Source organism: Anaerostipes sp. (assembly GCF_018381315.1).
In the GTDB taxonomy this organism is placed as follows: Bacteria; Bacillota; Clostridia; order Lachnospirales; family Lachnospiraceae; genus Anaerostipes.
In genome coordinates, this window is record NZ_JAGZSD010000012.1 from 1 (window position 1) to 23,222 (window position 23,222).

Below are 23,222 nucleotides of genomic sequence, written 5' to 3' on the forward strand. Positions count from 1 at the left end.
GGAAAAAAGTCTACGTTTTTCACCATGCACCGATGCTGAAACAGAGGTCAGCCTGTAATCTGGGCAGCCCATTTTTTAAAAGTATTATGATCCACTTCAAGCCTTCTTGCCGCCTCGCGAAGACTGATTTTTTTCTTCTTCCACTTTTCATAAATTTCAAAGAAATTGTCCGGTACATCTTTGGCCGGACGTCCGAACCGGACTCCTTTTGCCTTCGCCGCCGTAATTCCTTCTTTCTGTCTTTGTTTGATATTTTCTCTCTCAGTCTGCGCCACATAAGAAAGAATCTGCAGGACCAGATCAGCAATGAAAGTTCCGGTCAGATCCTTATCCTTTTTTCTCGTGTCCAGCAGAGGAAAATCCACCACAACGATATCTGCCTTTTTCTTTTTGGTGAGAATTCTCCACTGCTCTATGATCTCTGTATAATCCCTGCCCAGACGGTCAATGGATTTAATATACAAAACATCCCCGGCTCTCATCCTCTTAACCATCCGCTTATAATTAGGACGGTTAAAATCTTTGCCGGAAAGCTTATCAATGAATAAATTGTTTTTGGATATTTTCAGCTTCTCCATTACAACCATCTGCCGGTCGATGTTCTGGTCTCTGGCCGACACCCTGACATAACCGAAAATACGCTGTTTTCGTGGTTCCATAATTTCATTCCCTCCTGTGATTTTTAAGATAATAAATCCACTTCTATAAAGTATCACACGAAAGACTTTATTTTATTAGTTTTCATAAAATTCAAGTTCTGGGACAGGACCTGTAAACTGTATCAAATATACGCTGTTTCATATACTCAAACTCTTCAGCGGAAGACTTGCGGGGATACGTCATATTTTTCAGCAGCAAAGGTTCATGTCCCTTCTGCAGATCCGGCTGTATATAGTCATAATCGTTAAGACAAAAGCCGGACCTTTCGTAAAATCCGATCCTCCGCTTCGCAAGCTCTGTTACCGGCGCTTCCACTTCCAAAAACACTGTTTTTTTCGCAGCCTTCAGATAATCCTGCAGCAGTCTGCCTCCCAGTCCATTCCCCCTTAAAGAAGAGTCCACCGCAAAATGTTCAATAAAATCAAAGGTATCAAATTCCCAAACTGCCAAGAGCCCGTGAACCTCTTCTCCCTTTCCTGCAGTATAAAGCTGATATCCGGAGTGACTCAGAAGACTCCGCTGTCCTTCCTCATTTCTGATCTCACTCGGTGGAAACGCCTCTGTCATTAACTCATAGACTTTGGAAAATTCTGCGCTCCCTGTTTTTTCCCATATGTATTGATGTTCCACTTAAAAACCTCCTGTTATAAAATCCTGATATTTTGACCGGTTTACTGTCCCACATAAGATTTAAAAAAAATTTAAAATAAAATTATTCTCTTCATAACAGCTTTTATTTTATTACAAAATCAATCAAATTTATACAGCTGTTTTCATTTCGCATACTATAAAAATTGTTTGGGATACTAATGGAGTAATAAAATTTTAAAGGAGGCACTACAATGGCAAATATATCTATGTTAGATTTACAGAACCTTCGTCATTTAATCGGCGGTTTTGACACAACACACTGCAAAATGCAGGCTTATGCAGAACAGGCAACTGACCCGGCTTTGAAGAAATTTTTTCAGCAGTCTGCGCAGTCAGCAATGGACAGCAAACAGAAATTAATGCAGTTTCTTAAGTAAGGAGGAGACGACATGTTAGATGATAAGACAATGGTAGCCGATACTCTGGCAGGAGTAAACGGAGAGCTTACACGCTACGGTGAAATGATTGCACAGTCAGAAAACCAGGAATTAAAACAGACATTAAAGCAGATGAGAAATCAGTGCGAAATGTCCCAGGATGAGATCTATACACTTGCAAGAGAACGTGAATATTATGTTCCTGCAGCGCCTGCAACACAGGAAGAAGTAGATCATGTAAAATCACTGTTCCCGCAGGATAAAATGTTCTAAATTTTATATCATAAAAAACAGTGTCCAAGAAAACATTTGGACACTGTTTTTTTAATTTGTCTCCATATCTTCTCCCCATTCCCTTCTGCTCTGCATATACTGAATATAACATTAAACTGAAAAAGCAGGTGATAATTTTGAGACGCGTCTCCAATCAGGCTGAGCTGCTTGACGCTGTGGCCTCCGAAGAACCCCAGATTCAGGCAGTCTCAGATTTCACTGTTTCCAGCCAGATTACGGTTCACTATCCGCTGACGCTTGGCGGCCTCTCCGGTGAGTCCCCAGCCTCATTGTATAAAGACCCGTCCTTCCCTTCTTTTATGTTTCAGGTTGCCGAAGGAGGCTGCCTTACGCTGAAAAACATCGTGCTGGATGGACAAAAGAATCAGCATTCTCTCAAAGACCCCGGGAACCGTTCCTTAATTCTGATCTCCGGAGGAATTCTGCATCTGAAAAACAGGGCAGTGCTTCAGAACAATTTCTCGTTTACGGAGGGCGGCGGTGTCTGTTTTTCGGGAAACAGTTCCTATCCGAATCAATTGATTATGGACGGAAACGCACAAATCTGCGGATGCTCCTGCAGGACCTGCGGCGGTGCCGTCATGGCGGCTGCCGGACACCCGGAAGATAAATTTTGTATCCTTGACAGGGCATTGATCACCGGCAATACAGCAGCCCACGGTGCCGGAATCTACCTGCGCTCCTTTGAAAAACAGGCCGCAGGTACTCTTACAGTTTCCGATTCGGCTTCCATCGAAAATAATGCAGCCCTCGGTTTCGGCGGAGGCATCAATTTCTCAGGCTTCCGTGAAGGCCAGGGCGCTTCCTCATCTCTCACAATTTCAGGGAAGGCCGGCATCTCAAAAAATACTGCTGCTTACGGAGGAGGCATTTTCTTCCACGGTGCAAATGAGGAAGATCAGCTGGATATTCAGGATGGTGCTGTTATCTGTGATAACAGCGCCGGAGAAAACGGCGGCGGACTCTGTCTGGCTTCCCGCACAGGGGCATCTGTCACACTTACTCAAAGTTCTGTCTCCAAAAACAAAGCAGGCGGCCAGGGCGGCGGATTATTTTTCAGCAACAGCTCAGCTGACGCGCCTGTCCGCCTGGCACTGATGAATACTGAGATTAGAGGAAATCAAGCATCTTCCTGCGGAGGCGGAATTGCTTTCCTTGCCGGTATTTGTGAGTTTTTCTTTCACCTGACTGACAGCATGATCTCAGAAAACAGCTCAGGCGGACAGGGAGCCGGCGTCTTTCTGAAATCCTCAGGTTCTGGTACTTTGAATGTATCACAAACCGCTTTTTTCCGAAACATCGCAGAAAAATCCGGCGGCGGACTGGCACTTTTATTTAACTCTGCGGCGCAGACCGGAAGTCTTTCTTTGTCCTCTGCACTCTTTCAACATAACCAGGCAGAATCTGGCGGCGGGATTTTTCTAAATTCAGAGGAAGGATCATTGGATACAAATTTATATGACTGTTCGATTGAGGATAATACTGCTCTCTTTGGCAGCGGAGGCGGGATTCTGGCCCTTGGTTCCCACAATGCGGTGAGCCTGAGAGGCACTGCCCGGCTTGCTCAAAACCTTGCCGGAAAAGAAGGCCGCGGCATTTATATTGGCAGCGGCAGTTCCCTGATCCTTGAAGGGGCACAAAATATTTATGACAGCCTCTTTCTCAAAGATCAGTCTTCACAGCTTTATTTACAGACTGCCCTGCATCCCAATGCCTGCATTCGTCTGGAAGCCTCAGAGTATATTACTCCTGACAAAGAAAAAGCCCCGATCACCGTCTGCGCCTCTGCCTCCGAATATTTTGGACTGCAGCCCCCGGATGCTGATAAATTCCGCAGCCCCTCTGACGGATTCCATGGCTGGGAGTTCAGCCTGAACCCTGACCGCACACTGATCCTTCTGGCTCCTGCCCATTACAAAATCCGGTATGAAAACCTGATGGGCGCAGATAACCCCAACCCTGCCTCTTATACAGCTGATTCCCCTGATCTTATTCTGAACCCTCCGGAACCCCTTCCTGATGTTATGTTCCTCGGATGGTATGACGATCCATTCAGCGGAGAGCAGGTAAACATCATCCCTCATGGAAGCACAAAACACTACATTCTGTATGCCAGATGGAAACCTTACCCTTCAGAATCAGACCGGGATACTCTGTCTGCCAAGCGTTTCCCTTTTTCTCTGTTAAAGCAGCACTTTTAAGGCCATCCGGATCTTATTTTTCAATCATAAAACGGAGTAAATCAAAAATTGACTTACTCCGTTTTATGGTTATCTATCTTCTGAAAATAGTGTATCCGTTTTTCCCTCTCTTTTTAGTCTGATATAGAGCTGCATCCGCATTTTTATACAGTGTCACAAAATCTGTTCCATCCTGCGGGGCAATGGAAATACCGATACTGACAGACATCTTCCAGCTTGATACCCCGTCGGTAAAGGTTCTGTCCAGGTCTGCAGCAATTTCGCCTGCCTTGGTCTCCACAGCTTTGATCTCCTCTGCCGGAATAAACGCTGCAAATTCATCGCCCCCGATCCGCCCAAGAATATCACTTTCGCGAAAATGCCCGCGTATCACCGCAGTAAACTCTTTGATGGCCATATCGCCGAAAACATGGCCGAACTGATCATTTGCCTGCTTAAAATTATCTATATCAAAAATCAAAAATGCATACTTGGAACCCTGATTCTCTGACAAGAGCTTTTCAATACACCGCTCGGTAGCCTTTCTTGTATGAAAGCCTGTCATCTCATCGGTCTCTGCCATTTTTGTCATCTGCAGATCCCTGCGTTTTTCCTCATCAATATTTTTTCTGTAAGTAAACATATGGATACAGTTATCTTCCGATGACAAAAATGTATAGGCATCAATTCTCATCCAGAAATATTGAGACCCGTCCTCTGAAATCATGAAATCATACTGCAGATGATAGTTCCCTTTTCCGTATTCCCTCAGAACATTTTCCGGAGTAAATGTATTTATATAGCCTTCTCTGAATTCCTCTTTTATCTGTTTCTCGGCAATCACTCTGAGCCCCTGGTCATAGGGAAGATCTCCTGCCCCCAGGCCTTCAAAATACCGCTCCGTGCTTTTTCCTGCCGGACAGTTCTTAGAGATATTTAATTCATAAATATTTTCATAGAGCTGCTCCGTCACATTTTTAAACAGTGTCTGTTTTTCATTCATAAGATGAGTCAGCTGCTTATTAAAATTCTTAATCACTGATGTGATAATAAATAATACTGCAAGTATAATGACTGCGATCATAAATCCGGACCTGTAAATCTCCTGTTTCATGTCGTCAATCAGCCTGCCTGTCTTCTGTTCTATGATCAGATGCCAGGACAGTTCCGGTATATAACGGGTGGATATAAAGCTTTTCCCGCTGCTGTCTCCGGACTGGCTGATCCACATGTTCAGGTCGGACTTTTCATTTTTCCAGCCCAGAATCTCTTTTCTGTGATCTTCATCTCCGGTTATTTGAAACCAGTCTGTTTTTTCATAACCTGTGTATGCAGTAGAAACCTGGATAACGCCTTCATTATCGACAAAACAGGCTTCAAGGCCGGATTCCTTTTCATATTTCTGAAACATCTTTTTGAGAGAATCCACTCTCATTCCTACACCTACCACACCGATAACTTTCCCGCTGCGGTCCTGTATCTTACAGTTGATAAATACAGTGATCTTGTTGTCCGCACCCCGGACTTCGTCATTATCCACCTTCAGGGTATATTCATTTTTGCTTTTGAGCACATCATAATACCATTGGTCTTCCGGATTATGCTGGTTCAGCGTCCGGTCAAGCCCATTAAAATTATAATAACGCTTTGAGGATGCTGAGACTAAAAACACAGAGTCATAATGATATTTCTTCTGATAGGAATTTAAATACTCTCTTGTTCGTTTCTCATAGCTGCTGTCTGCCTCAGAAGACTCTTTTGATAAATGGTCTGTCAGAGGGCTGATACCTGCTCCATATTATCCAAAGATGCTTTGTAATTAGCCTTATAACTGAATATGGATGTAAGCAGAAAACCGATAAGCAGAACTATACTGACCGCAGCATTAGTTTTCAGCAGCTTTTTATTCTTCATACCAGTTCCCTCTTTCCTTTTTGTCCCACTGTTCTTGTGTTATACCCCTTTTTTTGCACAAATATCCCAGAGGCAGCACATCTCACAGTGAGGAGCCGTCCTGGCAGTACAGACATCTCTTCCATGGAATACAAGCCGATGGCAGAAATCGCTTCCTTCCTCAGGCGGTATGATCTCCCAAAGGGCCATTTCAACCTTTTTCGGATCTTTGATCTGGTCCACCAATCCCATCCGGTTGACCAGACGGATACAGTGGGTGTCTGTGACAATGGCTGGCTCCCCAAAGACATCGCCCATCACAAGATTTGCACTTTTCCGCCCCACTCCCGGCAGCTTCATCAGATCTTTAAAATTATCCGGAATCCCCCCGCCGTATTCATCTCTCAGTATCTTCATGCACGCACTGATATCCCTTGCTTTGCTCCGTCCAAGCCCGCACGGCCTTACAATCTCTTCAATGTCTGCCGCGTCAGCTTCCGCCAGCGCATTGACATCCGGATATTTTTCATAAAGATCCTGTACTACAACATTGACTCTGGCATCTGTGCACTGTGCCGCCAGACGTACACTCACCAAAAGCTTCCACGCCTGATCATAATCTAACGTACATCCCACATCTGGATATTCCTCTTTCAGCCGTTTTATAATTTCTAATGCTAATTTTTCTTTTGTCATCTCATACTCCTTTCTTTACATTATACCAAAAGCTGCCCGTTCAGGACAGCTTTTGATGTGTTGTTTCTTATATTCTTACATTCAACATTAATTCCGGCAAACTTATCCGGAGACAATATCTCTTTATAAAACAAGATACTAATAAAAATCAGAGTTATAGCAGCACAAACATTAGCAGCCGGCCATCGTATACTTGAATTTTTTATAAAAACCCTGTACTCCGGTCCGGACAAAGATGTGATCCTGACTTCATAAATTTCCTACAACAAAATGGCACTCAAACAGTCTTCTGCTGCAGAGCTGCGTCAGACCTGCGACTGTTTTGAGTGCCTTAGTACATCCTTACCCGTCCAAAAAAATATAAACTGTATTTTTCTTAATGCTTATAGAGAAACAAACTAATCTCAACCGAACCCTCAGACTGTAATGAGCAGCCGAATGAGCCTCATACATTTTATTAAATTAATGTTTTCCCGCCTGCAATGGTTACGGTTACTCCGGTTATGTAATCCGCCCTTCCACCTGCCAAATATGCCATAAGATCTGCAACCTCAGACGGCTCACACATTCTTTTCAAGGCCACATCTTTTGTCAGTTCTTTTTCGTATTCTTCCGGAGACATCCCCTCTACAGCAGAGCGTTTCTGGAATACTTCCTGCACCATTTCTGTATTCACGTAGCCTGGGCAAACTGCAGAAACAGAAATCCCATACTGGGCATATTCGAGACCAAGTACTTGGGTCAGAGAGTTGATTCCAGCCTTGGAAACAGAATATACACCATTTGCATATTCTCCGATCTTTGATGCCTGTGATGAAATAGAAACGATATTTCCTTTTTCTTTTCCTGCTGATTTAAGCTGTTTTGCAAAAAGCTGGCTCAGATACCATATCCCCCGGAGATTTACATTTATGACCCGCTCCCACTCATCTAAAGTCAAGTCGATCATACATTTAGAAACTGTGATCCCGGCACAGTTAGCCAGGACATCCACGGTTCCGATATTCTCATTTACGCTGTTCATAAAAGACACACATTCATCAATGTTACTGATGTCAACCACATATGGATAGGCCTTACATCCATATTTATGTGCAATTTCATTTGAAGAAGCATTCAGCACATCTTTATTAATATCAACCATTATGATATCTGCACCATATTCTGCAAATTTTTCAGCACAGGCCTTTCCGATACCCCGTGCTGCTCCTGTTACTAAGCAAAGTTTGTTTTGATAATTTTCTCCCATAATGAATTCTCCTTTTCTATTCGTTATTTTTGTTTTCTGGAAATCGAACCTTCATAATTTTTAATGAAAGAATTTCAGACAGATTCAGAAAGTAGCTTTCTTGATTGCACCTTTATTGTATGTTAGTATAGATTTACAACCAAGCTCTGTACTTGCCCTGTAATATTCAAAAAAAGCTCTCACAGGAGGTCTATCTTATGCATATGTTAGAAGAAGGAATTATGGACTCTTCCGAAATCTATTTTCTGCTGCCGTCCGATTTTGCTTCAAAGGCGCTCTACTGTCTGCAGCATATCGGAATTTTTTTCTGTGATCCCCGATACACAGCTACTCATCCCTATTGGGAATCAATTCTTATGATCTTTGTAGATGAAGGAGAAATGGAAGTTTCCTTCGGCGGACAAAATTTTACTGCCCATAAAAATGACATTGTGCTTATCGACTGCCGCCAGCAGCACAGTTATCATGCCGGGGAAGGACTGAAGTTTCATTTTTTCCACTTTACCGGTGTAGGAAGTGCAGAGTATACAAATCTGATCTATGGACTCAACAAAGGGGCTCTTATCCGGAATGGGCAGACTGTTATACTTCATAATATATTTTCTAATCTGTTAAGCCTGGCCAAAGGCCAGTCCAATACACAGAGTGAACATCGCATTTCTGTATACATTCATATGATATTATGTGAACTTGCTGAAAACTGCTCCGGAGTTCATTCTGTCGCAAACGAATCAATAGAAAAAGCCATCCGCTATATGGAAGATAACGTTAACCAGCCCATCTCTCTGGATGAACTGGCAGAAAATATTAATCTAAGTAAGTTTTATTTTAATCGTTATTTCAAAAAACACATGGGGATGACACCCCATCAATACTTTATAAATATGAGACTGCAGAATGCTAAAAGAATGCTTGCAACGACACATCATTCTGTAGAAAAGGTGGCTGAATTATGCGGCTTTGATAATACCTCCAACTTCATCCGCCTATTTAAACAGAGGGTAGGTATGACACCTACAGCTTTCCGGAAAATACCATTTTAGTTAACAAAGAAGGGAATGCACATGAAATTGTGCATTCCCTTCTTTCGTTTATGCATTCTGATCTTTAAAATCACGCGGCATAACCTCATGCAGAAAATCAATAGATTTCTTAATTGCAGTCAGGGCAGGCATTGTCTTATCCTCAATCTCTAAAGAAATCGGACCGTCATAGCCCATCATACTAAGTACGGCAAAAAATTCTTTCCACCATTCTTTGCTTTCTCCAAAACCAAGTGCAACATAATTCCAGCAGCGCTGGCTGTAGTTATCAAAAAATTTTGTTTCCAGACCGCCGTTTGCCGCAAACAATCCTCTTTCTTTGCGCAGATCTTTCGCATGTACATGGGAAATAACTTCTGCACCAAGTGCCTTGGCCATCTCAATACCGTCTCCTCCCATCCACATATGATGGCTGGGATCTAGATTCATACCGATCATGGGACCAACTGCATCTCTAAGTTTTTGGAGTGTTTCTGCATTATAGACGCATTGTGCACCATGGTTTTCAAGAGCAATGGAAGTAATACCATGTTCTTCTGCCAGCTTAACTGTCTTTTCCCAATAGGGAATTAAGACCTCCTCCCATTGGTATTTAAGTATTTGCTGACAGCTCATAGGCCAGCAGGTAGTAACCCAGTTGGAGGTTGTGTCTGCCGGACTGCCTCCCGGCAGTCCACTCATCATAACAATACTCTTAATCCCCAGCTGCTCTGCCAGACAAAAAGTTTTTTCCACAACTTCCTGGTGTGCCCTTCCAGTCTCGTTCGGTTCAAGCTGGTTTCCTGAACAGTTGAGGGCTTCCAAAACCAGCCCCTTTGACCTGATCTTATCCATATACTTATCCCTGGCTGAAGCACTGGCAACCATTTCTTCCAGATCTATATGGGGTGCACTCGACCAGTTGCCGCATGCAATTTCCAATGATTCGATTCCTATCTGTGCTGCAGTCTCCACCATTTCTTCAAATGAAAGATGCCCTAATCCGTCTGTGTTTAAACAAAGTCTCATTTTTTCTCCTTTACAACATTTATAGATTGATATTTGCTGATGCTATTAGTCTGATGGATTCCGACAGAACATACAATCTCTATTTTGGATATAAAAACACTCAAAAATTGCTCTTTAAACATATATAGCAATTTTTGAATATTCCACAGCAAGTGCTGCCATGGTGCAGGATATCGCACTGTGCAATAATTAATACAGCGGAAACAAACGGACAGAAATTCAAAACATTAATTGATTGCAAGTATCACGAATGGATCACCTAAATAAAGGTATGATTCATGTAAACCTTTTCAGTAATTTTAAGGAGAATGATTATGTCACAAACCCTCAGCAACACAATACAGCAGCAGGACAGCGGCGAGGTCAGGCTGTCCTGGCGTAACCGGCTTGCATATGGCTGCGGCGATACTGCCTGTAATATTGTCATGGCCGGAATGGTCAACTCTCTGCTGACACTATTCTATACTGACTATGCCGGTGTTCCCATCGCAACAGTAGGATTGGTCATGCTGATTTCCCGTTTCTTTGACGGGTCTTCCGATGTGATCATGGGGATCATTGTTGAAAAAACGAAATCAAAATGGGGAAAAGCCCGGCCTTGGATCCTATGGATGTCCATACCATATGTGATCTGCTCCATCGCCTTGTTCACTATCCCCCAGACTTCAGCAACGCTGCAGTTCTGGTACATATTTATTACCTATAACCTGCTGGCTACAGTATGCTATACTGCGATCAATGTACCATACGGCACATTATCCGCTATGATGACACGATCATCCCATGAACGGGATATGCTTTCTATCGTCCGTATGTCACTGGCTCCGGTGGGCCGCCTGATCGCAGTCACCCTGTCCCTGCCTATAGTCAAGCTGTTTGGAGATGATAAAGCTGCCTGGGTGAAAGCAATGATCCTATGGTCTGCACTGGCATTCATTTTACTGCTTATATGTTTCATTAACTGCAAAGAACATGTACAGATTACTACAAAAACAGAAACCCCTAAAGTAAGCATCGGCAAGTCTCTGAGGGCACTGTTATCCAATCGGTATTTCTGGGCAACTCTGATTCTCTGGACTGTCACTGTTGTCCAGCAGACTCTTGCGGGAACTTTGACACCGTATTATTGTAAATATATCTTTGGAAACGACACCTGGTACAGTATTCTCTATATGGGGGAAAATATTACCCTTATTGCTGGGGCTCTCCTTTGTCCTGTCTTACTTAAGAAGTTCAGTAAACGAAATCTTTGTCTTGCAGGATGTGTAATTGCTGCAGGTTCACAGGCAGCTCTGCTTTTAAATCAGCACAGCTTTCACTGGATGCTTGCCATCACCATTATCCGGGCTGTCGGACAGGCACCGATCACTGCTGTTATCTTTGGCATGATGGGTGATGTCATTGAATACGGTCAGTGGAAATCCCACATCCGCCAGGAAAGCCTTATATTCGGCGGCGGCTCCCTGGGATTTAAGATCGGCAGCGGTGTGTCAGCTGCAATCGTTACTTCTCTGCTTGGCATGAGCGGATTTATCAGTTCCGCAACCGGCGGCGCGATACAGCCTGAGTCTGCAAAACAGATGATCGTAAACCTTTACCAATATGGCATACTCTTCATTTGGGCCGCTGCCATTATTGTTCTTATTTTTTATCGGTTAGATAAAATATATCCGCAGATTATGCAAGATCTGGCAGAAAGGGAAAACCGCGGTGAACTATAAAAATCTGTTTCTTTGTATGTACCAAATTTCCTGAAAACTAAAAAAGTCCCGCAGAGAAAATCGGTCTGCGGGACTTTTTGTAAATCTGTGTGCTCCTTATTTTATTATTCATACTTCCTTACTGACCGGCTTCCCTTTAATACTCCTGGCAGCCATTCACAACAGGAGAGACTACCGGCTTCCCATCTCTGTCCAAAAGCGGAGTAAGCCCTCCGGAATAGCCGTCTACATGATACAGGTAATTGATGCCGGTTACCTGATCCACCCAGATTTCTGTCACTGTCATCTTCCCCTGCTTATAAATCTTTTTAAATCTATCCTTTGAATTCGCCATAATGCCTTCTCCTTTTTAAAATATTTATCCTTGGGATCATTCCTTCGGATGGCTCTTTAATGATAATTTATCAGTATAAGACCGATAATACAACACACGATTCCCGCAAATTTAGCCGGGGTGATAATTTCCCTGTAAAACAGTACGCCAATAAGAATAAGTACAACCGCAGCGCAGACATTGGCTGCCAGGCTCCCCCTGCTGATCTCCCATCCACAGCGGTACATTAAAATATAACCAAGTTCAATGCCTACAATCGCTAACCCCAATGCCCAGCTGGTCCAGTTTATGCTGCGCATATCTGCAGACAGCTTTCCCCTTCCGGCAAAATAAGCAGCTGCACATACAAGTGTACTGACAAGATAAGTAAGCGTTAACGTGAGAAACGTATTTGCATTCGCCGGCGTGCCTTTCGCTACATTATGATAAATCAGGTTAGAAACGATTACCAGAATCAAAGGTAAATAAAAACGCAGTGTCATTTTATCTTTCCTCCCTGAGATCTTTTTTCATGGGAATATGCAGACAGTGCTCTTCCATAAAAGCCTCTCCCCGTTGCGTATACCCGAGCTTTTTATAAAAATCCTGCACTCTGGCCTGGGCTGACAGATAAATTGTCCTTCCGCTCTCTTTCCGGATATTCTGCTCCATCACTTCCATGATATACCTGCCGATCTGCCGGCCCCTGTATTCTTTTATAATGGCAACTCTTCCGATGTTATAAACTCCTTTTTCTTCCCCCTGAAAATATCGTCCCACCGCAATGGGTCTTTCCTGATCGTAGCAGACGATATGGACCGCCTTTTTGTCTGTATCATCAATCTCATTGACAAAACCCTGTTCTTTTACAAACACTTCTTCCCTGATATTTTTTGCATCATCAAATAAATTCTGTTTTTTTAAATATGTAATCTTCATCCAAATCTCCCCAATCTGTCAATCCTGTTTTCTGAGGAAGGACACAGCCGCATAGTGAAGAACCTGAAATTCCTGCGGGGCGGTCTGTTCCAACAATTTCAGATGTTCTTTTTCAAACGCAGCCACTTGTTCTTCCGGCAGGGATGCTCCGATCCCTCTGCACGCTTTCATGCGTCCGTTCCACCCCTCCCGTGTAAAGGGAACAGACAGATCAAAAACCTCTTCTGCCTCAATCTCAAAATATTTTTTATAAACCTCAGGTATTTGGATTTTATGCCTTGTCTCTCTGCACCCGTTCCACAGAGGATGATACTTAAGCACTAACTCCTCACTCTTTCCGGCAATCTCGTCCTCCATGGGAAGCCATGCCATATACAGCACAGCAAATCTTCCGTTATCCTTCAGCACCCTGCTGATCTTTTCCGAAAGAACTGTGTGGTCAAAATATGTAAAGCACTGACAGGCTGTCACTGCATCAAAGCTGTGTTCTTCAAAAGGAATCTCTTCCGCAGGCGTACACTGAAAACTGATATCCATGTTCTGTACTGCTGCCAGCTCTTTTGCCATCCTGATCTGTCCCTCAGAAATATCAATCCCTGTAAACCTGGCTCCATACGGGTACAGGCCGCGCGGCAGAACTCCCGTCCCCGTTCCTATATCTAAAATATTCTGGCCTTTTAAGCCAATCTTATGGTCCAGCAGTTTTTGATAAAACTCCTGCGGATAAATGTCACGGTATTTGGCATAATCTTTTGAAGTTCTTCCCCAGTCAAAACTTCTGCCGCCGTCAATCTCTTTTTTCTGAATCATAGCTTTCCTCCCTTACTGTCTGCAAATCATTAAACTCTTTTCCGAGGTTTCTTTTTCAATTTCAGCACCATTTGTTTGATGCTTTTTCCTGAAATATCTCTGCTGCTGCTTTTGCTCTCTCTTTCAGTCCTGTCCTATCCGGCGGAATCTCATCCCGGATGCGCTGCATCACCATTTTTACGTCTTCAAAATCCAGCAGATTTACAGCTGTACAATAAAAACTCTTTCTCCTCCCGTCGTTATAGTTCTGTAAAAGAAAGTGAAGCATCTCCAATTTCTGTTTTTGTTCAGCAGTATAAAATTCCAGGCCGCCTTCCTCTGCCTTTTTAAAATCCGCCTGCCGGTTCTGATGTGTGATGAACGAATCAAACTCATCAATACTATTATATTGTTCACACGGATACTCTTTGCACTGAAAGCAATATTCCACCTTATCATGCTCCAAGCTGCACCATGCAGTCTTACAGGACTGATTCCCTGCTCCTCCTCCGCATCCCGGACAGTATCCGTCTATGTTCATGGGACACAGTCCGCAGTTTAAACCGCAGAGGGAAAACAGCAGATTCTTCCGGCTAAAGTTTTTCATCTTATCATCTCCCTGTATCTGATTCTGACTCTGTTACCAGATCTATAAACAGCTGCATTAACGGACTGATCCACTTATTTTTATGGTGTGCACATACAGCCGTAATCCTGCGGTCTTTCAACTCCGTATTGATCTCTGTCAGCTCACCTTTTTTCAGTTCTTCCTGAACAGTAAAAGCCGGCAGATAGGATATTCCCACATCGTTTTTTACCAGATTCTTAATGGTCGGTATACTCCACAATTCTATGGTGTGATCCAGCGTAATATTTTTTTCTTTCAAATATTCCTCAAATATCTGCCGGAAAATGCAGTCTGGTTCATCAATGATAAATGGTATTTTCATTTTTTGTCCGGGAGATATAAAGTCAGGATAGAGTTTTTTCGTATTATTGGATGCAACCAGCGTTAATGAAACTTCCTTAAACGGATATAGTTCCAATGAGTCCTCGCAGCCTCCTACATCTTTATAAAACACTCCTAAATCCACCTTTCCTTCCTTCAGTGAATCCCTTATTTCATAGCAGTTCGTGGAACGGAGCATTAACTGGGCTTTCGGCGCCATTTCCCGGAACTTCTTTAAGATCGGAGGCATTTTATAGCACAGCAGTGTCTCCCCCATGGCAATCGTAAGGTTTCCCTCTAAATCTTTTATCTGCTCCTGGCTGCTCCGAAGTTTCTCAACCGAATTCAGCACTTCCTCTACATAAGGCACAATGCGCTTCCCGGCTTTGGTGAGAACCATTTTTCTTCCTACTTTTTCAAATAAGGGGATCCCCAGTTCCTGCTCCAGCTGCTGCATGTGCAGGGTCACCGTGGACTGCGTATATCCAAGCTTATTTGCCGCTTTCCCAAACCCGCCTTCTTTTAAAACCGTCATAAAAGTTTTTAAATTTTTTATTTCCATGAGTCTCCAACCATTCATTTTTTTCGAATTGTATTTTAAAATACTTTAATTTTACTTTATGATCTTATTGTAATATTATAATCACATAAAGGAGGTTTTTCAATGATATTGTCTACTTTAGCATTATTTTTTCCATATTCCCTGGTAACTGCATATACCCCCGGCCCCAATAATCTTCTGGCTCTCAATTCTGTAACCATGTATGGCTTCCGCAAAAGCAGAAATACGATCATCGGCATAAGCCTTGGATTTTTATGTGTTATGGCTCTAAGTGCCGTTTTCACATTTTTCCTTGCCTCTTTCCTTCCGGGGTTTGTTCAGATTATGAAATATCTGGGCGCCGGTTATATTGTCTGGCTTGCTCTTCATATTGCTCTCAGTAAATCCCCTTCTGAAGGGGCAAAAAAAGAGCCCTCATTTATCGAAGGCTTCTTACTGCAGTTTGTAAATGTAAAAATCATTCTCTATGCTGTTACAATTTACACCTGCTACGTTCTTCCGGCAAATGAAAGCTTTTTTATTTTGATGATCTTTGCACTGATCATCAGTGCTATTGGAATATCTGCCACCATGGTATGGGCATGCCTTGGAAATGTGTTTCAAAAATTAATCCGGCAGCATTATCGGCTTTTTAACGTCCTCATGGCTCTGCTGCTGCTCGAATGTGCTGTAAAAATGCTGTTTATTTAAGTGTGTTGTCCCCGTCCGCCGCCGTGTCCTGCTGCTTCGCCTTCATATCTATTTTATTTTGGTACATCGCATCATCTGCACGCTTAAAGACATTGGCAAACACCAAGTCACTTTGGCTGTTATAGACAGCAACCCCTGCTGCAATCGAGATCTGATTGTCCGGCTGCGCAGTCCGGTTATATTCTTCCATGCCGGAAGCAAATTCCTCCATAAACTGTGCGTATCGGTCACATTTCTCATTTTCCAGGATTACAACAAATTCATCCCCTCCGATACGGTATACCGGACAGTGTTTAAATATTTTGCAGATATACTTACAGGCGTCCATGATCAGCATATCCCCAAAATCATGGCCATACCGGTCGTTGACTATTTTCAGACCGTTGATATCCATCACAACCAGGGCAAAACGCGGCTCACCAATACGCATTTGTTCTTCCAGGCGGTTTTCAACTTCTTTATATGCTGTATGGTTTTTTACTCCAGTCAGAGCATCACGGTAAGCAAGGCCATTAATATAACTGATATATTTCTGAAGCTGGTTTACGGTCTGCTGAAAGCTGTCAGTCAGCATTCCCACCTCATCCTTGGACTGCTGGGTTAAGGTGATGGTCAGATCCCCGGCTGCTATTTTCCTGGCAGCCTCATTAAGTTCTTTGAGCGGCCTTACAATACGTTTTGTAAACACCACTGTAATAATTACAAAGAGCAGTGATATTACAGCTAATAAAATCAGGCTCCTGATAATCAGCCCGTTCCTTTCAGCGTTAATTTCACTAACAGGAGCAGTAATCGCCAGCTTCATCCCGTTATCCAGCGTGCGGTAGGCTATTTTCTTAGTTTTCCCGCCCAGTGTATAAGTAAACAGGCTGCTGGCACTGGTTTCACTTTTCAGTTCCTGGACAAGGGGCTGGAACTCCTTATTTACATCCACTAATTTTGTGTTCAGAGAATATTTGGGATGATGCATAATCCTCCCGTCTTCACTGCTCAGAAATGCATAGCCCGTATCATACACACGGACATCGTCCGCCAGCTTCTCAAATATCCCAAAATCAATATCCATACCCACAACTCCGATTACCTCGTCCTCCTTATACAGGGGAACCACATAGGAAATCATGCGTACATTAATGTTCTGGTTTAAATACGGCTCCATCCACATAGGCTTTCCGTTCTGCACCGGAAGATAATACCAGCCAACATGCTCTACATCTGTCGGGCTGTAATTTGAAAAATTCGTAGGCTTCAGCCGCTGAAAGTTTCCGTTCGTGGTTGTTTTGCTCCAAAACAGACCCGAATCCGGCTTTGTGAATTCCGGGTTAAACCGCACATACACTGCCAGCGCCCCTTCTGTATTATTGGCAGCATTCACAACGACCTCTTCAAGATGCTTTGTGTATGCTTTTACATAGGCATCATCTGTCTTAAGTTTTTTTACACTCTTTAATTCATCTAAAGCGAACACAGACAGTGTATTCACCGCCTGTTCTGTCCGTTCAAGCTGGCTGTTGAACTTTTCTGCCCCCTCGCGGCACTGCAGATTCATAAAACGTACAGAAAAGTCATCTATGACTCCCTTTGTACTCCGTATTGCCCCGCCTCCAATCACCAGCGAGCAGAGCATCACACTGCTTAATATCAGCAGGACAAACTTTGTCTGTATTGATTTCATAGGTTCTCCCTCTTTCCGCAGATGATAATTTTATTTCCCAATATCCCAATTTCATTATAAAACACAATTCTTATGCAATTCTTAATAATGAACTTGAGGGATACTGAAGGGATTTCCTATGTCAGAACAACGTGGCCACGGAGCGCTTTATAACTTTTGTTTCAAATACAAAAGTTCCCCTACAGTGAACTCTGCCCAGCTGTAGTTGCTCATATATTCTCCGGCAAACAGATTCAGCTGACCTACGTCTCCGGAGAGCGCCCGATAATAATCACAGTCTACCTTAGACGGATCAATGGCCAGCTTTCTGGACTGCTTGATAAGAATGTCCTCCACTCCGGCCTCCTTGAGAGCTTTTGTGAGATTAAATGTAATCTGATAAACACTATTTCTTAATGCACTGCTGAAGGGTTTGTCTTCAAACAAAATCCCTGCCAGCTCTGCCACGGTAACAAGCGCTCCTTTGCGGTCCACCAAATAGGCAAGACATTCCCGGCATTTCGTAAGGGGAAGCTTAAGCGGCCTGCCGTCCACAAAAATTTCAAAATTGCCGAATGTCTGGATCCTCACCCGCTGATGTACCGGAATTTGAATCGGATGGCGCAGGTTCTCAAGTTCTGTGCGCAGATCGTCTGCACGGACAGGCTTCATCAGATAACCGCTGACATGAAGTCTCAGGGCATCCATTGTATAATCTGAATATCCTGTTACAAAGATAATATTGATCTTGGGACATATTTTTTTGAAACGTCCTGCAAGGTCGATGCCGTTATACTCACCCATCTCAATATCCAGAAAAGCTACATCCGCCGCATTCTCAGCCAGATAGTCCAATGCATCGGAAGCCTCTGTAAACCCGGCGAATTCCGCCTGAGGTATTACTTTCTGCACCAGTCCGGACATATATTCCACTGCCATTTTTTCATTATCTACGGAAATGATTTTCACTTGTTCTCCTCCTTCTTGCTGATCGGGTGCAGCCGGGTTCTGATTCTATGTACAGTTTTTCAGAAAACCACCTTACAAAAGGCAGCTTTATGTGTGCAGAGATTCTTTATTATCTTTTTCACCAAATAAATGGTATCAGCCGGTATTTTACTTCTTGGGTATATATCTCATAACCTTCCAGACCGCGTCTCAGCATTTGATCTTCCAGATAAGTCCTTATGACGATCAAGACCGCTGTCGTAAATGCCGCCGCTGCCGTCATCGGTGCCTGGAATACCATTGCCGCTGCTGCACACCATATAAGAATGGCAGAGTAGGCAGGATGGCGGACGATTTGATATGGCCCTTCTTTACATACTGTCTGTCCCCGGTCTTTCTGAATACGAGCTGTGGATTCCAGGTAAGTGTTGACAATCATAGCTTTTACCGTGAGAATACTGGAGCAGACTTGCAGAAAAATACCTGCCCAAAATATGATTCCAAGCTCTTTATGTTTGATTGTTTCCGTACCTGCAATATAATAAATTAAAAAATATGCCAGCAACCAGAAACCTGCCAGCAGAATTTTATCCCAGACCGGTGAATCCGTATTTGTCTTGCTCCTCTCGCTCAGTGTCTCCGGATTCACATGATACATGACAGCACTTGATATGGCTGTTGTTGTAAGATAGAAACCAAAGTAAACTGCAGCACATGTTCCAAGATATCCTTCTGAGCCTGACAAGAATAGAAGGATACCGAGAGCCCTTTGAATAAATAACTTTATGATATAGATTATGGCACCCTTTTTCATACGGAGTCTCCTCTGATTATTCTTTAATACCTTCTGCATATTTTAATATATGAATTTCCCGCCTTATTTCTTAATACTCTCATCCTCTGCAAAAATCGCTAGGTCCTCTAATATTTCATTCTTCTGCAGTTTCTTATTTTCAACACTGATCAGCGGCATATGTACAGCGGTAACATAAGGCATCAGAAATCCGAGGATAAAGTCTTGCTGAAGCTCCAGCATATCATGGTCATAGCCGCCTGCCTTATTTCTATGCCCTTCAATATCCAAGTACAGCACACGTTTCTGATTCGGAAAATTTTGCTGTGCAGAATATATGAGTTTATATATCATTCTGGCCGCTGTCTGAAAATTTTCTTCTGCAAAAACAGTATGCTGAATCGCTATTCCTTTATCTCTTAAAGCATTCACTCTGTCCGGATCCGGAGCTATAGGCCCTAATACATCCAGCCCTTCCTTATTTCTCTTCTCCATGGTTTCAAACCAGTAATCCCTCATTTGACGGATCTGTTTTCTTTTTGCAGGATTATCCCCGTATAGATCATGACATCTGGAACAAAGAGGGGCTGCATTCTCAATTGTATCTTCTCCCCCTTCATTTTGAGGAATGATATGATGAACCTCAACAAATGGCTCCTGACATATAACACACCTGAAGCCTGCTTTTCTTCTTGCTTCTTCTTTTACTTTTTCTGAAAATCCCATAGTGTCTTACTCCTGATAAAATGAATAGTTTTGTGAAATTATGTACTCTGAGGTTTGAATTTATAGATATAGCGCAGTTCTCTCAGATCTTTTCCTCCGATATTATCATTCAGACAATCACCGCTGTTTCGGAAGCCAAACTTCTCATAAAAAGCTCTGGCTCTCACATTTTCTTCTAAAACCCACAGAAAAACCTGTGTATAGCCCAGCTCACCCAGTCCATCAACTGCTGCCTGCAGAAGCCTTTTGCCATATCCCTTATCCCAGTAATCCGGAAGCAGATAGAGCGACACGATTTCTCCGAATCCCTTCATGCTCATAAATCTGGAAGCACAGTAGGAAGCAGTGCCAATTATCTTTTCGCCATCCAGCATAATGAATGAATTCAGTTCAGGATTTTGAATTCCTGCACGCCACTTTTCTTTTTTAATATTATCCAGAAATTCCTGAGGGATAATGCCTCGATATGCATTTTTCCAACCGGCCTCATAGACAGCGCACACAGCATCGATGTTATCTTTCTTGTTTAGGAATCTAATTTCCATTCAATATCCCCATATTTCAAATGCTTTATATTCATAGTTAAAATGATATCCTAATTTTTCAGCCAGAGCAACTGACGCTTGATTTTGAGCATCCCAGCTGGGATAAAGGCCTCTGTCCAGACATTCCAATATTAATTTTGCTCCGCATGCATAGGCTAATCCGTTTCGCCGAAAATCTTCTTTTGTGTCGACCTCTATTTCAATTCCTTCTGCATATCTTGCATAAGAAGATGCTCCTGACGCAAGTGTATCTCCTTTTAGCACACCAACTCCAATACCAAGTTTTTTATATGCAGCATAATCTGTAAACTGTGAGACCAGATCCCGGCTCCATGCGCTTGATCTGCAGAGCGCAAAAAGGTCTGCATCAATCATTTGCAGAGTATATCCTGGCTTTAATGAATTGACAGCAGACCTTAAAAAATCTTTATCAAAAATGTCCTGTTCCTTTTTTATAGCATAACGTGTTACCGGTTTTGCCTTATCCCCATACTTTTTGGCGATCAGCCGCGCCCAATCATCATTCTGGGACACCATAATCATAAAATCCCGGGAACAGTTTTCTGGTTTATAGGAAACCAAATCTTCCGCTGCTTTTCCCGCAAAAAAGCAGAAGTCACCGAGAACAGCCATGGCAGACTGTGGGTCTGAATTGTTGTCCACGTAGATGTCTCCCATGACCTTTTGAAGACAAGACCAAATTAAAGTTTCCTGCCAGTCTCCGAACAGTGTTGTGACTTTTGTTGTGTCTTCCAGCTTGATAGGCATACCATAGTCCTTTCTCTTCTTAAATTAATGCTTGTTGTGTGATCAGTCATCCCAGTCCTTTATATTATACTTGGCAAGCAATTCTTTTCCTTTCTCTAACCCTTCTTCATAAATGTGCACAGATTTAGAGCGGTGGCTTCCTTGATCGATCAGCCCTTCTTCCTCAAGTTCATCTAATACTTGAAAGGGATACCCTTTCCATGCTTTATTTTCTTCTGATGAAAATCTATCCAAGCTTCCGAATTTTGTAAGATACATTAAAAGCATTGATAGTTCACTGACGGCATCTTTTGGAGATGTTTTTTCTTCTTTCATGACCTAATTCCTCCTTGCATTAGCGGCTAAATAACTGTTTTGATCAAATCATTCACCATAATAAACTCTTCCTCTGTCTCATTGATTATTTTAAAACCGAGATCCTGATACATTTTAAATGCATAGTTGTCTTTCTGTACTGACAATGAAGCCTTTGTGTACCCTTTTACTTTCAAAAGAGCCAGCATCTCCTGCATCAATTTTGTTCCGATTCCTTTCCCCCGGTACTCTTTGTAAAGGGAAATTGCAAATTCGGGAGTATCGTCATCTATATTTCCGTACCCTGGAATAATACGTGTCCACACTGCCCCAACAATTTTTCCGTCTGCTTCGGCACATAAGCAATGGTCGTGTTCCTTTCCAAAGTCTTCTATGTAAATCTTTAATGCTGGATCATTGATTACTTCTTTTGGCAAAAGATTTTTTGTATCTCTTTGGAAAATTGCTTCGTATAAAAACTCTTGGAGGCAGGAATATTCATTTGGATACATTTTTCTTATTTTATATTCCATTTCGGAACCTCTTTTTAAACTTTATTTATAGATAAAAGAAGATTATAAACAATGTTTGACCAGCTCATTTTTATTCATATTCTTCATAAGCATCTTGTATCTGCTGTACCCTATCTTTAAAAAACATATTACAATATTCCAAATCAAATTCCCTGTAATCCCACGGTACTTCTTTTCCAGAATACAGATTCAGAATTTGAGGTAAAATACCATCCCTATCTGTTTTTTCAACTATTTCAATTAATTCATACGGAGATGTATCTTCAATAATTCCTTTACTTCTGCCATCTGTCACATATGGATAATGCGTTCCTGCTCCGCGTTTCATTTCAACGACAGATAATAATTCTATCTCAAATTCCCAGCCAGCGCCGTAGTCATATTCCATGTTCAGCTTATCTCCCACACTAAGATTTAATGCAGAAAGTTTTGTCTTGATTGGATCAATAGCAGGCTCATAATCAAAATCATTCTCTTCAAACACAATTTCATAACGCTTTCCCTTATACTTTATGTTGAACAAATGGCTTGCTGTACTTTCAAATGCCGCCAGTACTGCATAACCAAGTTTTGCTGTACTGGAAATAGATGAGATTTCTATCTCTCTCCATATGATGTCTTCCAATTCACAGAGGCTTACTTTAAATTTATATACATCTGCCATAATACATTTCTCCTACTCTTTTCTTCTTAACAAAGGTAATTTCAATATCCTACCCATGTGTCTCAGGAACCTGTACAAATGTCTTATTCATAACACCGGCCTGTTTTTTGATAATGCGATTGAAATACGGACTTATCGTTGTAAGCTGAGGCTTTGTAATACCACGTTCTATGTATTTCACTTTAACATTGAATTCTATGTTATTTTTATATAAACAGATCTCCTCTGTCTGGATTAGTTTTAATAATTATATCATGTATTCATAGTTTTTCATATGCGCAGA

General features: G+C 42.4%; 28 protein-coding genes. 6 read left to right on the top strand and 22 right to left on the bottom strand.

All coding sequences use genetic code 11. The features are described 5' to 3' along the window. Positions 1 to 47: 47 nt before the first annotated feature. Both KH180_RS10200 and KH180_RS10205 read right to left on the bottom strand, forming a co-directional pair. Complete coding sequence (locus tag KH180_RS10200) at positions 48 to 659, bottom strand: recombinase family protein (RefSeq protein ID WP_290759933.1); 612 nt, start codon at positions 657 to 659, stop codon at positions 48 to 50. A gap of 91 nt (positions 660 to 750) precedes the next feature. Then, a complete protein-coding gene (locus KH180_RS10205; protein WP_290759935.1) occupies positions 751 to 1,290 on the bottom strand; it encodes a GNAT family N-acetyltransferase in 540 nt (179 codons plus the stop codon). 212 nt (positions 1,291 to 1,502) lie between these two features. Here KH180_RS10205 and KH180_RS10210 point away from each other — a divergent pair, with 212 nt between their 5' ends. From KH180_RS10210 to KH180_RS10220, 3 genes are all read left to right on the top strand, one after another. Continuing rightward, the gene (locus KH180_RS10210) at positions 1,503 to 1,688 is read left to right on the top strand and encodes a hypothetical protein (RefSeq protein ID WP_290759937.1); all 186 of its coding nucleotides are present in this window, start codon (positions 1,503 to 1,505) and stop codon (positions 1,686 to 1,688) included. Positions 1,689 to 1,700: 12 nt separating this feature from the next. Then, a complete protein-coding gene (locus tag KH180_RS10215) occupies positions 1,701 to 1,961 on the top strand; it encodes a spore coat protein (protein ID WP_290759939.1) in 261 nt (86 codons plus the stop codon). Between the two features lie 137 nt (positions 1,962 to 2,098). Next, the gene (locus KH180_RS10220) at positions 2,099 to 4,183 is read left to right on the top strand and encodes a hypothetical protein (RefSeq protein WP_290759940.1); all 2,085 of its coding nucleotides are present in this window, start codon (positions 2,099 to 2,101) and stop codon (positions 4,181 to 4,183) included. A gap of 73 nt (positions 4,184 to 4,256) precedes the next feature. Here the strand turns inward: KH180_RS10220 and KH180_RS10225 are convergent, their stop codons facing one another. The 4 genes from KH180_RS10225 to KH180_RS10240 form a co-directional block, all read right to left on the bottom strand. Further along, the gene (locus KH180_RS10225) at positions 4,257 to 5,948 is read right to left on the bottom strand and encodes a sensor domain-containing diguanylate cyclase (RefSeq protein WP_330624521.1); all 1,692 of its coding nucleotides are present in this window, start codon (positions 5,946 to 5,948) and stop codon (positions 4,257 to 4,259) included. Further along, complete coding sequence (locus tag KH180_RS10230; RefSeq protein WP_290759944.1) at positions 5,936 to 6,076, bottom strand: hypothetical protein; 141 nt, start codon at positions 6,074 to 6,076, stop codon at positions 5,936 to 5,938. The genes KH180_RS10225 and KH180_RS10230 overlap by 13 nt, the downstream gene beginning before the upstream one ends. A gap of 39 nt (positions 6,077 to 6,115) precedes the next feature. Further along, positions 6,116 to 6,751 (bottom strand): endonuclease III domain-containing protein, encoded by a 636-nt coding sequence (locus KH180_RS10235; RefSeq protein WP_290759946.1) that lies wholly within the window; start codon positions 6,749 to 6,751, stop codon positions 6,116 to 6,118. Positions 6,752 to 7,208: 457 nt separating this feature from the next. After that, positions 7,209 to 8,000: an SDR family NAD(P)-dependent oxidoreductase gene (locus tag KH180_RS10240; RefSeq protein WP_290759948.1), complete on the bottom strand. Its 792-nt coding sequence runs from the start codon at positions 7,998 to 8,000 to the stop codon at positions 7,209 to 7,211. 197 nt (positions 8,001 to 8,197) lie between these two features. Between KH180_RS10240 and KH180_RS10245 the strand changes: the two genes are divergently transcribed. Next, positions 8,198 to 9,043 (top strand): helix-turn-helix domain-containing protein, encoded by an 846-nt coding sequence (locus tag KH180_RS10245; RefSeq protein WP_290759950.1) that lies wholly within the window; start codon positions 8,198 to 8,200, stop codon positions 9,041 to 9,043. A gap of 48 nt (positions 9,044 to 9,091) precedes the next feature. On the opposite strand, the gene KH180_RS10250 is transcribed toward KH180_RS10245, so the two are convergent. Further along, positions 9,092 to 10,051, bottom strand: coding sequence for a sugar phosphate isomerase/epimerase family protein (locus KH180_RS10250; protein ID WP_290759952.1), 960 nt, complete (start codon positions 10,049 to 10,051; stop codon positions 9,092 to 9,094). Between the two features lie 314 nt (positions 10,052 to 10,365). On the opposite strand from KH180_RS10250, the gene KH180_RS10255 reads away from it, so the two are divergent. Further along, positions 10,366 to 11,772: an MFS transporter gene (locus tag KH180_RS10255; protein ID WP_290759954.1), complete on the top strand. Its 1,407-nt coding sequence runs from the start codon at positions 10,366 to 10,368 to the stop codon at positions 11,770 to 11,772. A gap of 136 nt (positions 11,773 to 11,908) precedes the next feature. Here KH180_RS10255 and KH180_RS10260 read toward each other — a convergent pair whose 3' ends face one another. The 6 genes from KH180_RS10260 to KH180_RS10285 all read right to left on the bottom strand — a co-directional run bounded on the left by KH180_RS10260 (position 11,909) and on the right by KH180_RS10285 (position 15,324). Then, positions 11,909 to 12,106, bottom strand: a complete 198-nt coding sequence (locus KH180_RS10260) for a DUF6440 family protein (protein ID WP_290759956.1) — start codon at positions 12,104 to 12,106, stop codon at positions 11,909 to 11,911. Positions 12,107 to 12,162: 56 nt separating this feature from the next. Beyond that, entirely contained in the window at positions 12,163 to 12,588 is a 426-nt protein-coding gene (locus KH180_RS10265) for an EamA family transporter (RefSeq protein WP_290759958.1), read from the bottom strand. 1 nt (position 12,589) lies between these two features. Continuing rightward, entirely contained in the window at positions 12,590 to 13,024 is a 435-nt protein-coding gene (locus KH180_RS10270; RefSeq protein WP_290759960.1) for a GNAT family N-acetyltransferase, read from the bottom strand. Between the two features lie 18 nt (positions 13,025 to 13,042). Further along, entirely contained in the window at positions 13,043 to 13,834 is a 792-nt protein-coding gene (locus KH180_RS10275; RefSeq protein ID WP_290759962.1) for a class I SAM-dependent methyltransferase, read from the bottom strand. A gap of 61 nt (positions 13,835 to 13,895) precedes the next feature. Then, the gene (locus tag KH180_RS10280) at positions 13,896 to 14,420 is read right to left on the bottom strand and encodes a DUF3795 domain-containing protein (protein WP_330624518.1); all 525 of its coding nucleotides are present in this window, start codon (positions 14,418 to 14,420) and stop codon (positions 13,896 to 13,898) included. A 4-nt stretch (positions 14,421 to 14,424) separates the two neighbouring features. Next, on the bottom strand, positions 14,425 to 15,324 hold the full coding sequence (locus KH180_RS10285; RefSeq protein ID WP_290759964.1) for a LysR family transcriptional regulator: 900 nt from the start codon (positions 15,322 to 15,324) through the stop codon (positions 14,425 to 14,427). A 102-nt stretch (positions 15,325 to 15,426) separates the two neighbouring features. On the opposite strand from KH180_RS10285, the gene KH180_RS10290 reads away from it, so the two are divergent. Continuing rightward, positions 15,427 to 16,014: a LysE family transporter gene (locus KH180_RS10290; RefSeq protein ID WP_290759966.1), complete on the top strand. Its 588-nt coding sequence runs from the start codon at positions 15,427 to 15,429 to the stop codon at positions 16,012 to 16,014. Here KH180_RS10290 and KH180_RS10295 read toward each other — a convergent pair. From KH180_RS10295 to KH180_RS10335, 9 genes are all read right to left on the bottom strand, one after another. Beyond that, a complete protein-coding gene (locus tag KH180_RS10295) occupies positions 16,007 to 17,689 on the bottom strand; it encodes a sensor domain-containing diguanylate cyclase (protein WP_290759968.1) in 1,683 nt (560 codons plus the stop codon). The genes KH180_RS10290 and KH180_RS10295 overlap by 8 nt on opposite strands. A gap of 147 nt (positions 17,690 to 17,836) precedes the next feature. Then, positions 17,837 to 18,637 carry a response regulator gene (locus KH180_RS10300; RefSeq protein WP_290759970.1) on the bottom strand — a complete coding sequence of 267 codons (801 nt, stop codon included), beginning with the start codon at positions 18,635 to 18,637 and terminating at the stop codon, positions 17,837 to 17,839. 118 nt (positions 18,638 to 18,755) lie between these two features. Beyond that, positions 18,756 to 19,430, bottom strand: a complete 675-nt coding sequence (locus KH180_RS10305) for a methyltransferase family protein (RefSeq protein ID WP_290759972.1) — start codon at positions 19,428 to 19,430, stop codon at positions 18,756 to 18,758. A gap of 63 nt (positions 19,431 to 19,493) precedes the next feature. Beyond that, positions 19,494 to 20,135 carry an HNH endonuclease gene (locus tag KH180_RS10310; RefSeq protein ID WP_290759974.1) on the bottom strand — a complete coding sequence of 214 codons (642 nt, stop codon included), beginning with the start codon at positions 20,133 to 20,135 and terminating at the stop codon, positions 19,494 to 19,496. Positions 20,136 to 20,173: 38 nt separating this feature from the next. Further along, positions 20,174 to 20,680, bottom strand: a complete 507-nt coding sequence (locus tag KH180_RS10315; RefSeq protein WP_290759976.1) for a GNAT family N-acetyltransferase — start codon at positions 20,678 to 20,680, stop codon at positions 20,174 to 20,176. Further along, complete coding sequence (locus KH180_RS10320; protein WP_290759977.1) at positions 20,681 to 21,448, bottom strand: GNAT family N-acetyltransferase; 768 nt, start codon at positions 21,446 to 21,448, stop codon at positions 20,681 to 20,683. Between the two features lie 42 nt (positions 21,449 to 21,490). Further along, the gene (locus KH180_RS10325) at positions 21,491 to 21,763 is read right to left on the bottom strand and encodes a DUF6429 family protein (RefSeq protein WP_290759978.1); all 273 of its coding nucleotides are present in this window, start codon (positions 21,761 to 21,763) and stop codon (positions 21,491 to 21,493) included. A 26-nt stretch (positions 21,764 to 21,789) separates the two neighbouring features. Next, positions 21,790 to 22,275, bottom strand: a complete 486-nt coding sequence (locus KH180_RS10330; protein ID WP_290759979.1) for a GNAT family N-acetyltransferase — start codon at positions 22,273 to 22,275, stop codon at positions 21,790 to 21,792. A 70-nt stretch (positions 22,276 to 22,345) separates the two neighbouring features. Further along, positions 22,346 to 22,939 (bottom strand): plasmid pRiA4b ORF-3 family protein, encoded by a 594-nt coding sequence (locus tag KH180_RS10335; RefSeq protein WP_290759980.1) that lies wholly within the window; start codon positions 22,937 to 22,939, stop codon positions 22,346 to 22,348. Between the last annotated feature and the right edge of the window lie 283 nt (positions 22,940 to 23,222).

Excerpts from the sequence above, each read along its gene's own strand:
- KH180_RS10325 (WP_290759978.1), bottom strand. The coding sequence starts at position 21,763 with ATGAAAGAAGAAAAAACATCTCCAAAAGATGCCGTCAGTGAACTATCA.
- KH180_RS10290 (WP_290759966.1), top strand. The coding sequence starts at position 15,427 with ATGATATTGTCTACTTTAGCATTATTTTTTCCATATTCCCTGGTAACT.
- KH180_RS10295 (WP_290759968.1), bottom strand. The coding sequence starts at position 17,689 with ATGAAATCAATACAGACAAAGTTTGTCCTGCTGATATTAAGCAGTGTG.
- KH180_RS10240 (WP_290759948.1), bottom strand. The coding sequence starts at position 8,000 with ATGGGAGAAAATTATCAAAACAAACTTTGCTTAGTAACAGGAGCAGCA.
- KH180_RS10305 (WP_290759972.1), bottom strand. The coding sequence starts at position 19,430 with ATGAAAAAGGGTGCCATAATCTATATCATAAAGTTATTTATTCAAAGG.
- KH180_RS10335 (WP_290759980.1), bottom strand. The coding sequence starts at position 22,939 with ATGGCAGATGTATATAAATTTAAAGTAAGCCTCTGTGAATTGGAAGAC.
- KH180_RS10320 (WP_290759977.1), bottom strand. The coding sequence starts at position 21,448 with ATGCCTATCAAGCTGGAAGACACAACAAAAGTCACAACACTGTTCGGA.
- KH180_RS10245 (WP_290759950.1), top strand. The coding sequence starts at position 8,198 with ATGCATATGTTAGAAGAAGGAATTATGGACTCTTCCGAAATCTATTTT.
- KH180_RS10265 (WP_290759958.1), bottom strand. The coding sequence starts at position 12,588 with ATGACACTGCGTTTTTATTTACCTTTGATTCTGGTAATCGTTTCTAAC.
- KH180_RS10215 (WP_290759939.1), top strand. The coding sequence starts at position 1,701 with ATGTTAGATGATAAGACAATGGTAGCCGATACTCTGGCAGGAGTAAAC.
- KH180_RS10200 (WP_290759933.1), bottom strand. The coding sequence starts at position 659 with ATGGAACCACGAAAACAGCGTATTTTCGGTTATGTCAGGGTGTCGGCC.
- KH180_RS10280 (WP_330624518.1), bottom strand. The coding sequence starts at position 14,420 with ATGAAAAACTTTAGCCGGAAGAATCTGCTGTTTTCCCTCTGCGGTTTA.
- KH180_RS10285 (WP_290759964.1), bottom strand. The coding sequence starts at position 15,324 with ATGGAAATAAAAAATTTAAAAACTTTTATGACGGTTTTAAAAGAAGGC.
- KH180_RS10270 (WP_290759960.1), bottom strand. The coding sequence starts at position 13,024 with ATGAAGATTACATATTTAAAAAAACAGAATTTATTTGATGATGCAAAA.
- KH180_RS10250 (WP_290759952.1), bottom strand. The coding sequence starts at position 10,051 with ATGAGACTTTGTTTAAACACAGACGGATTAGGGCATCTTTCATTTGAA.
- KH180_RS10315 (WP_290759976.1), bottom strand. The coding sequence starts at position 20,680 with ATGGAAATTAGATTCCTAAACAAGAAAGATAACATCGATGCTGTGTGC.
- KH180_RS10260 (WP_290759956.1), bottom strand. The coding sequence starts at position 12,106 with ATGGCGAATTCAAAGGATAGATTTAAAAAGATTTATAAGCAGGGGAAG.
- KH180_RS10275 (WP_290759962.1), bottom strand. The coding sequence starts at position 13,834 with ATGATTCAGAAAAAAGAGATTGACGGCGGCAGAAGTTTTGACTGGGGA.
- KH180_RS10210 (WP_290759937.1), top strand. The coding sequence starts at position 1,503 with ATGGCAAATATATCTATGTTAGATTTACAGAACCTTCGTCATTTAATC.
- KH180_RS10310 (WP_290759974.1), bottom strand. The coding sequence starts at position 20,135 with ATGGGATTTTCAGAAAAAGTAAAAGAAGAAGCAAGAAGAAAAGCAGGC.
- KH180_RS10330 (WP_290759979.1), bottom strand. The coding sequence starts at position 22,275 with ATGGAATATAAAATAAGAAAAATGTATCCAAATGAATATTCCTGCCTC.
- KH180_RS10230 (WP_290759944.1), bottom strand. The coding sequence starts at position 6,076 with ATGAAGAATAAAAAGCTGCTGAAAACTAATGCTGCGGTCAGTATAGTT.
- KH180_RS10235 (WP_290759946.1), bottom strand. The coding sequence starts at position 6,751 with ATGACAAAAGAAAAATTAGCATTAGAAATTATAAAACGGCTGAAAGAG.
- KH180_RS10255 (WP_290759954.1), top strand. The coding sequence starts at position 10,366 with ATGTCACAAACCCTCAGCAACACAATACAGCAGCAGGACAGCGGCGAG.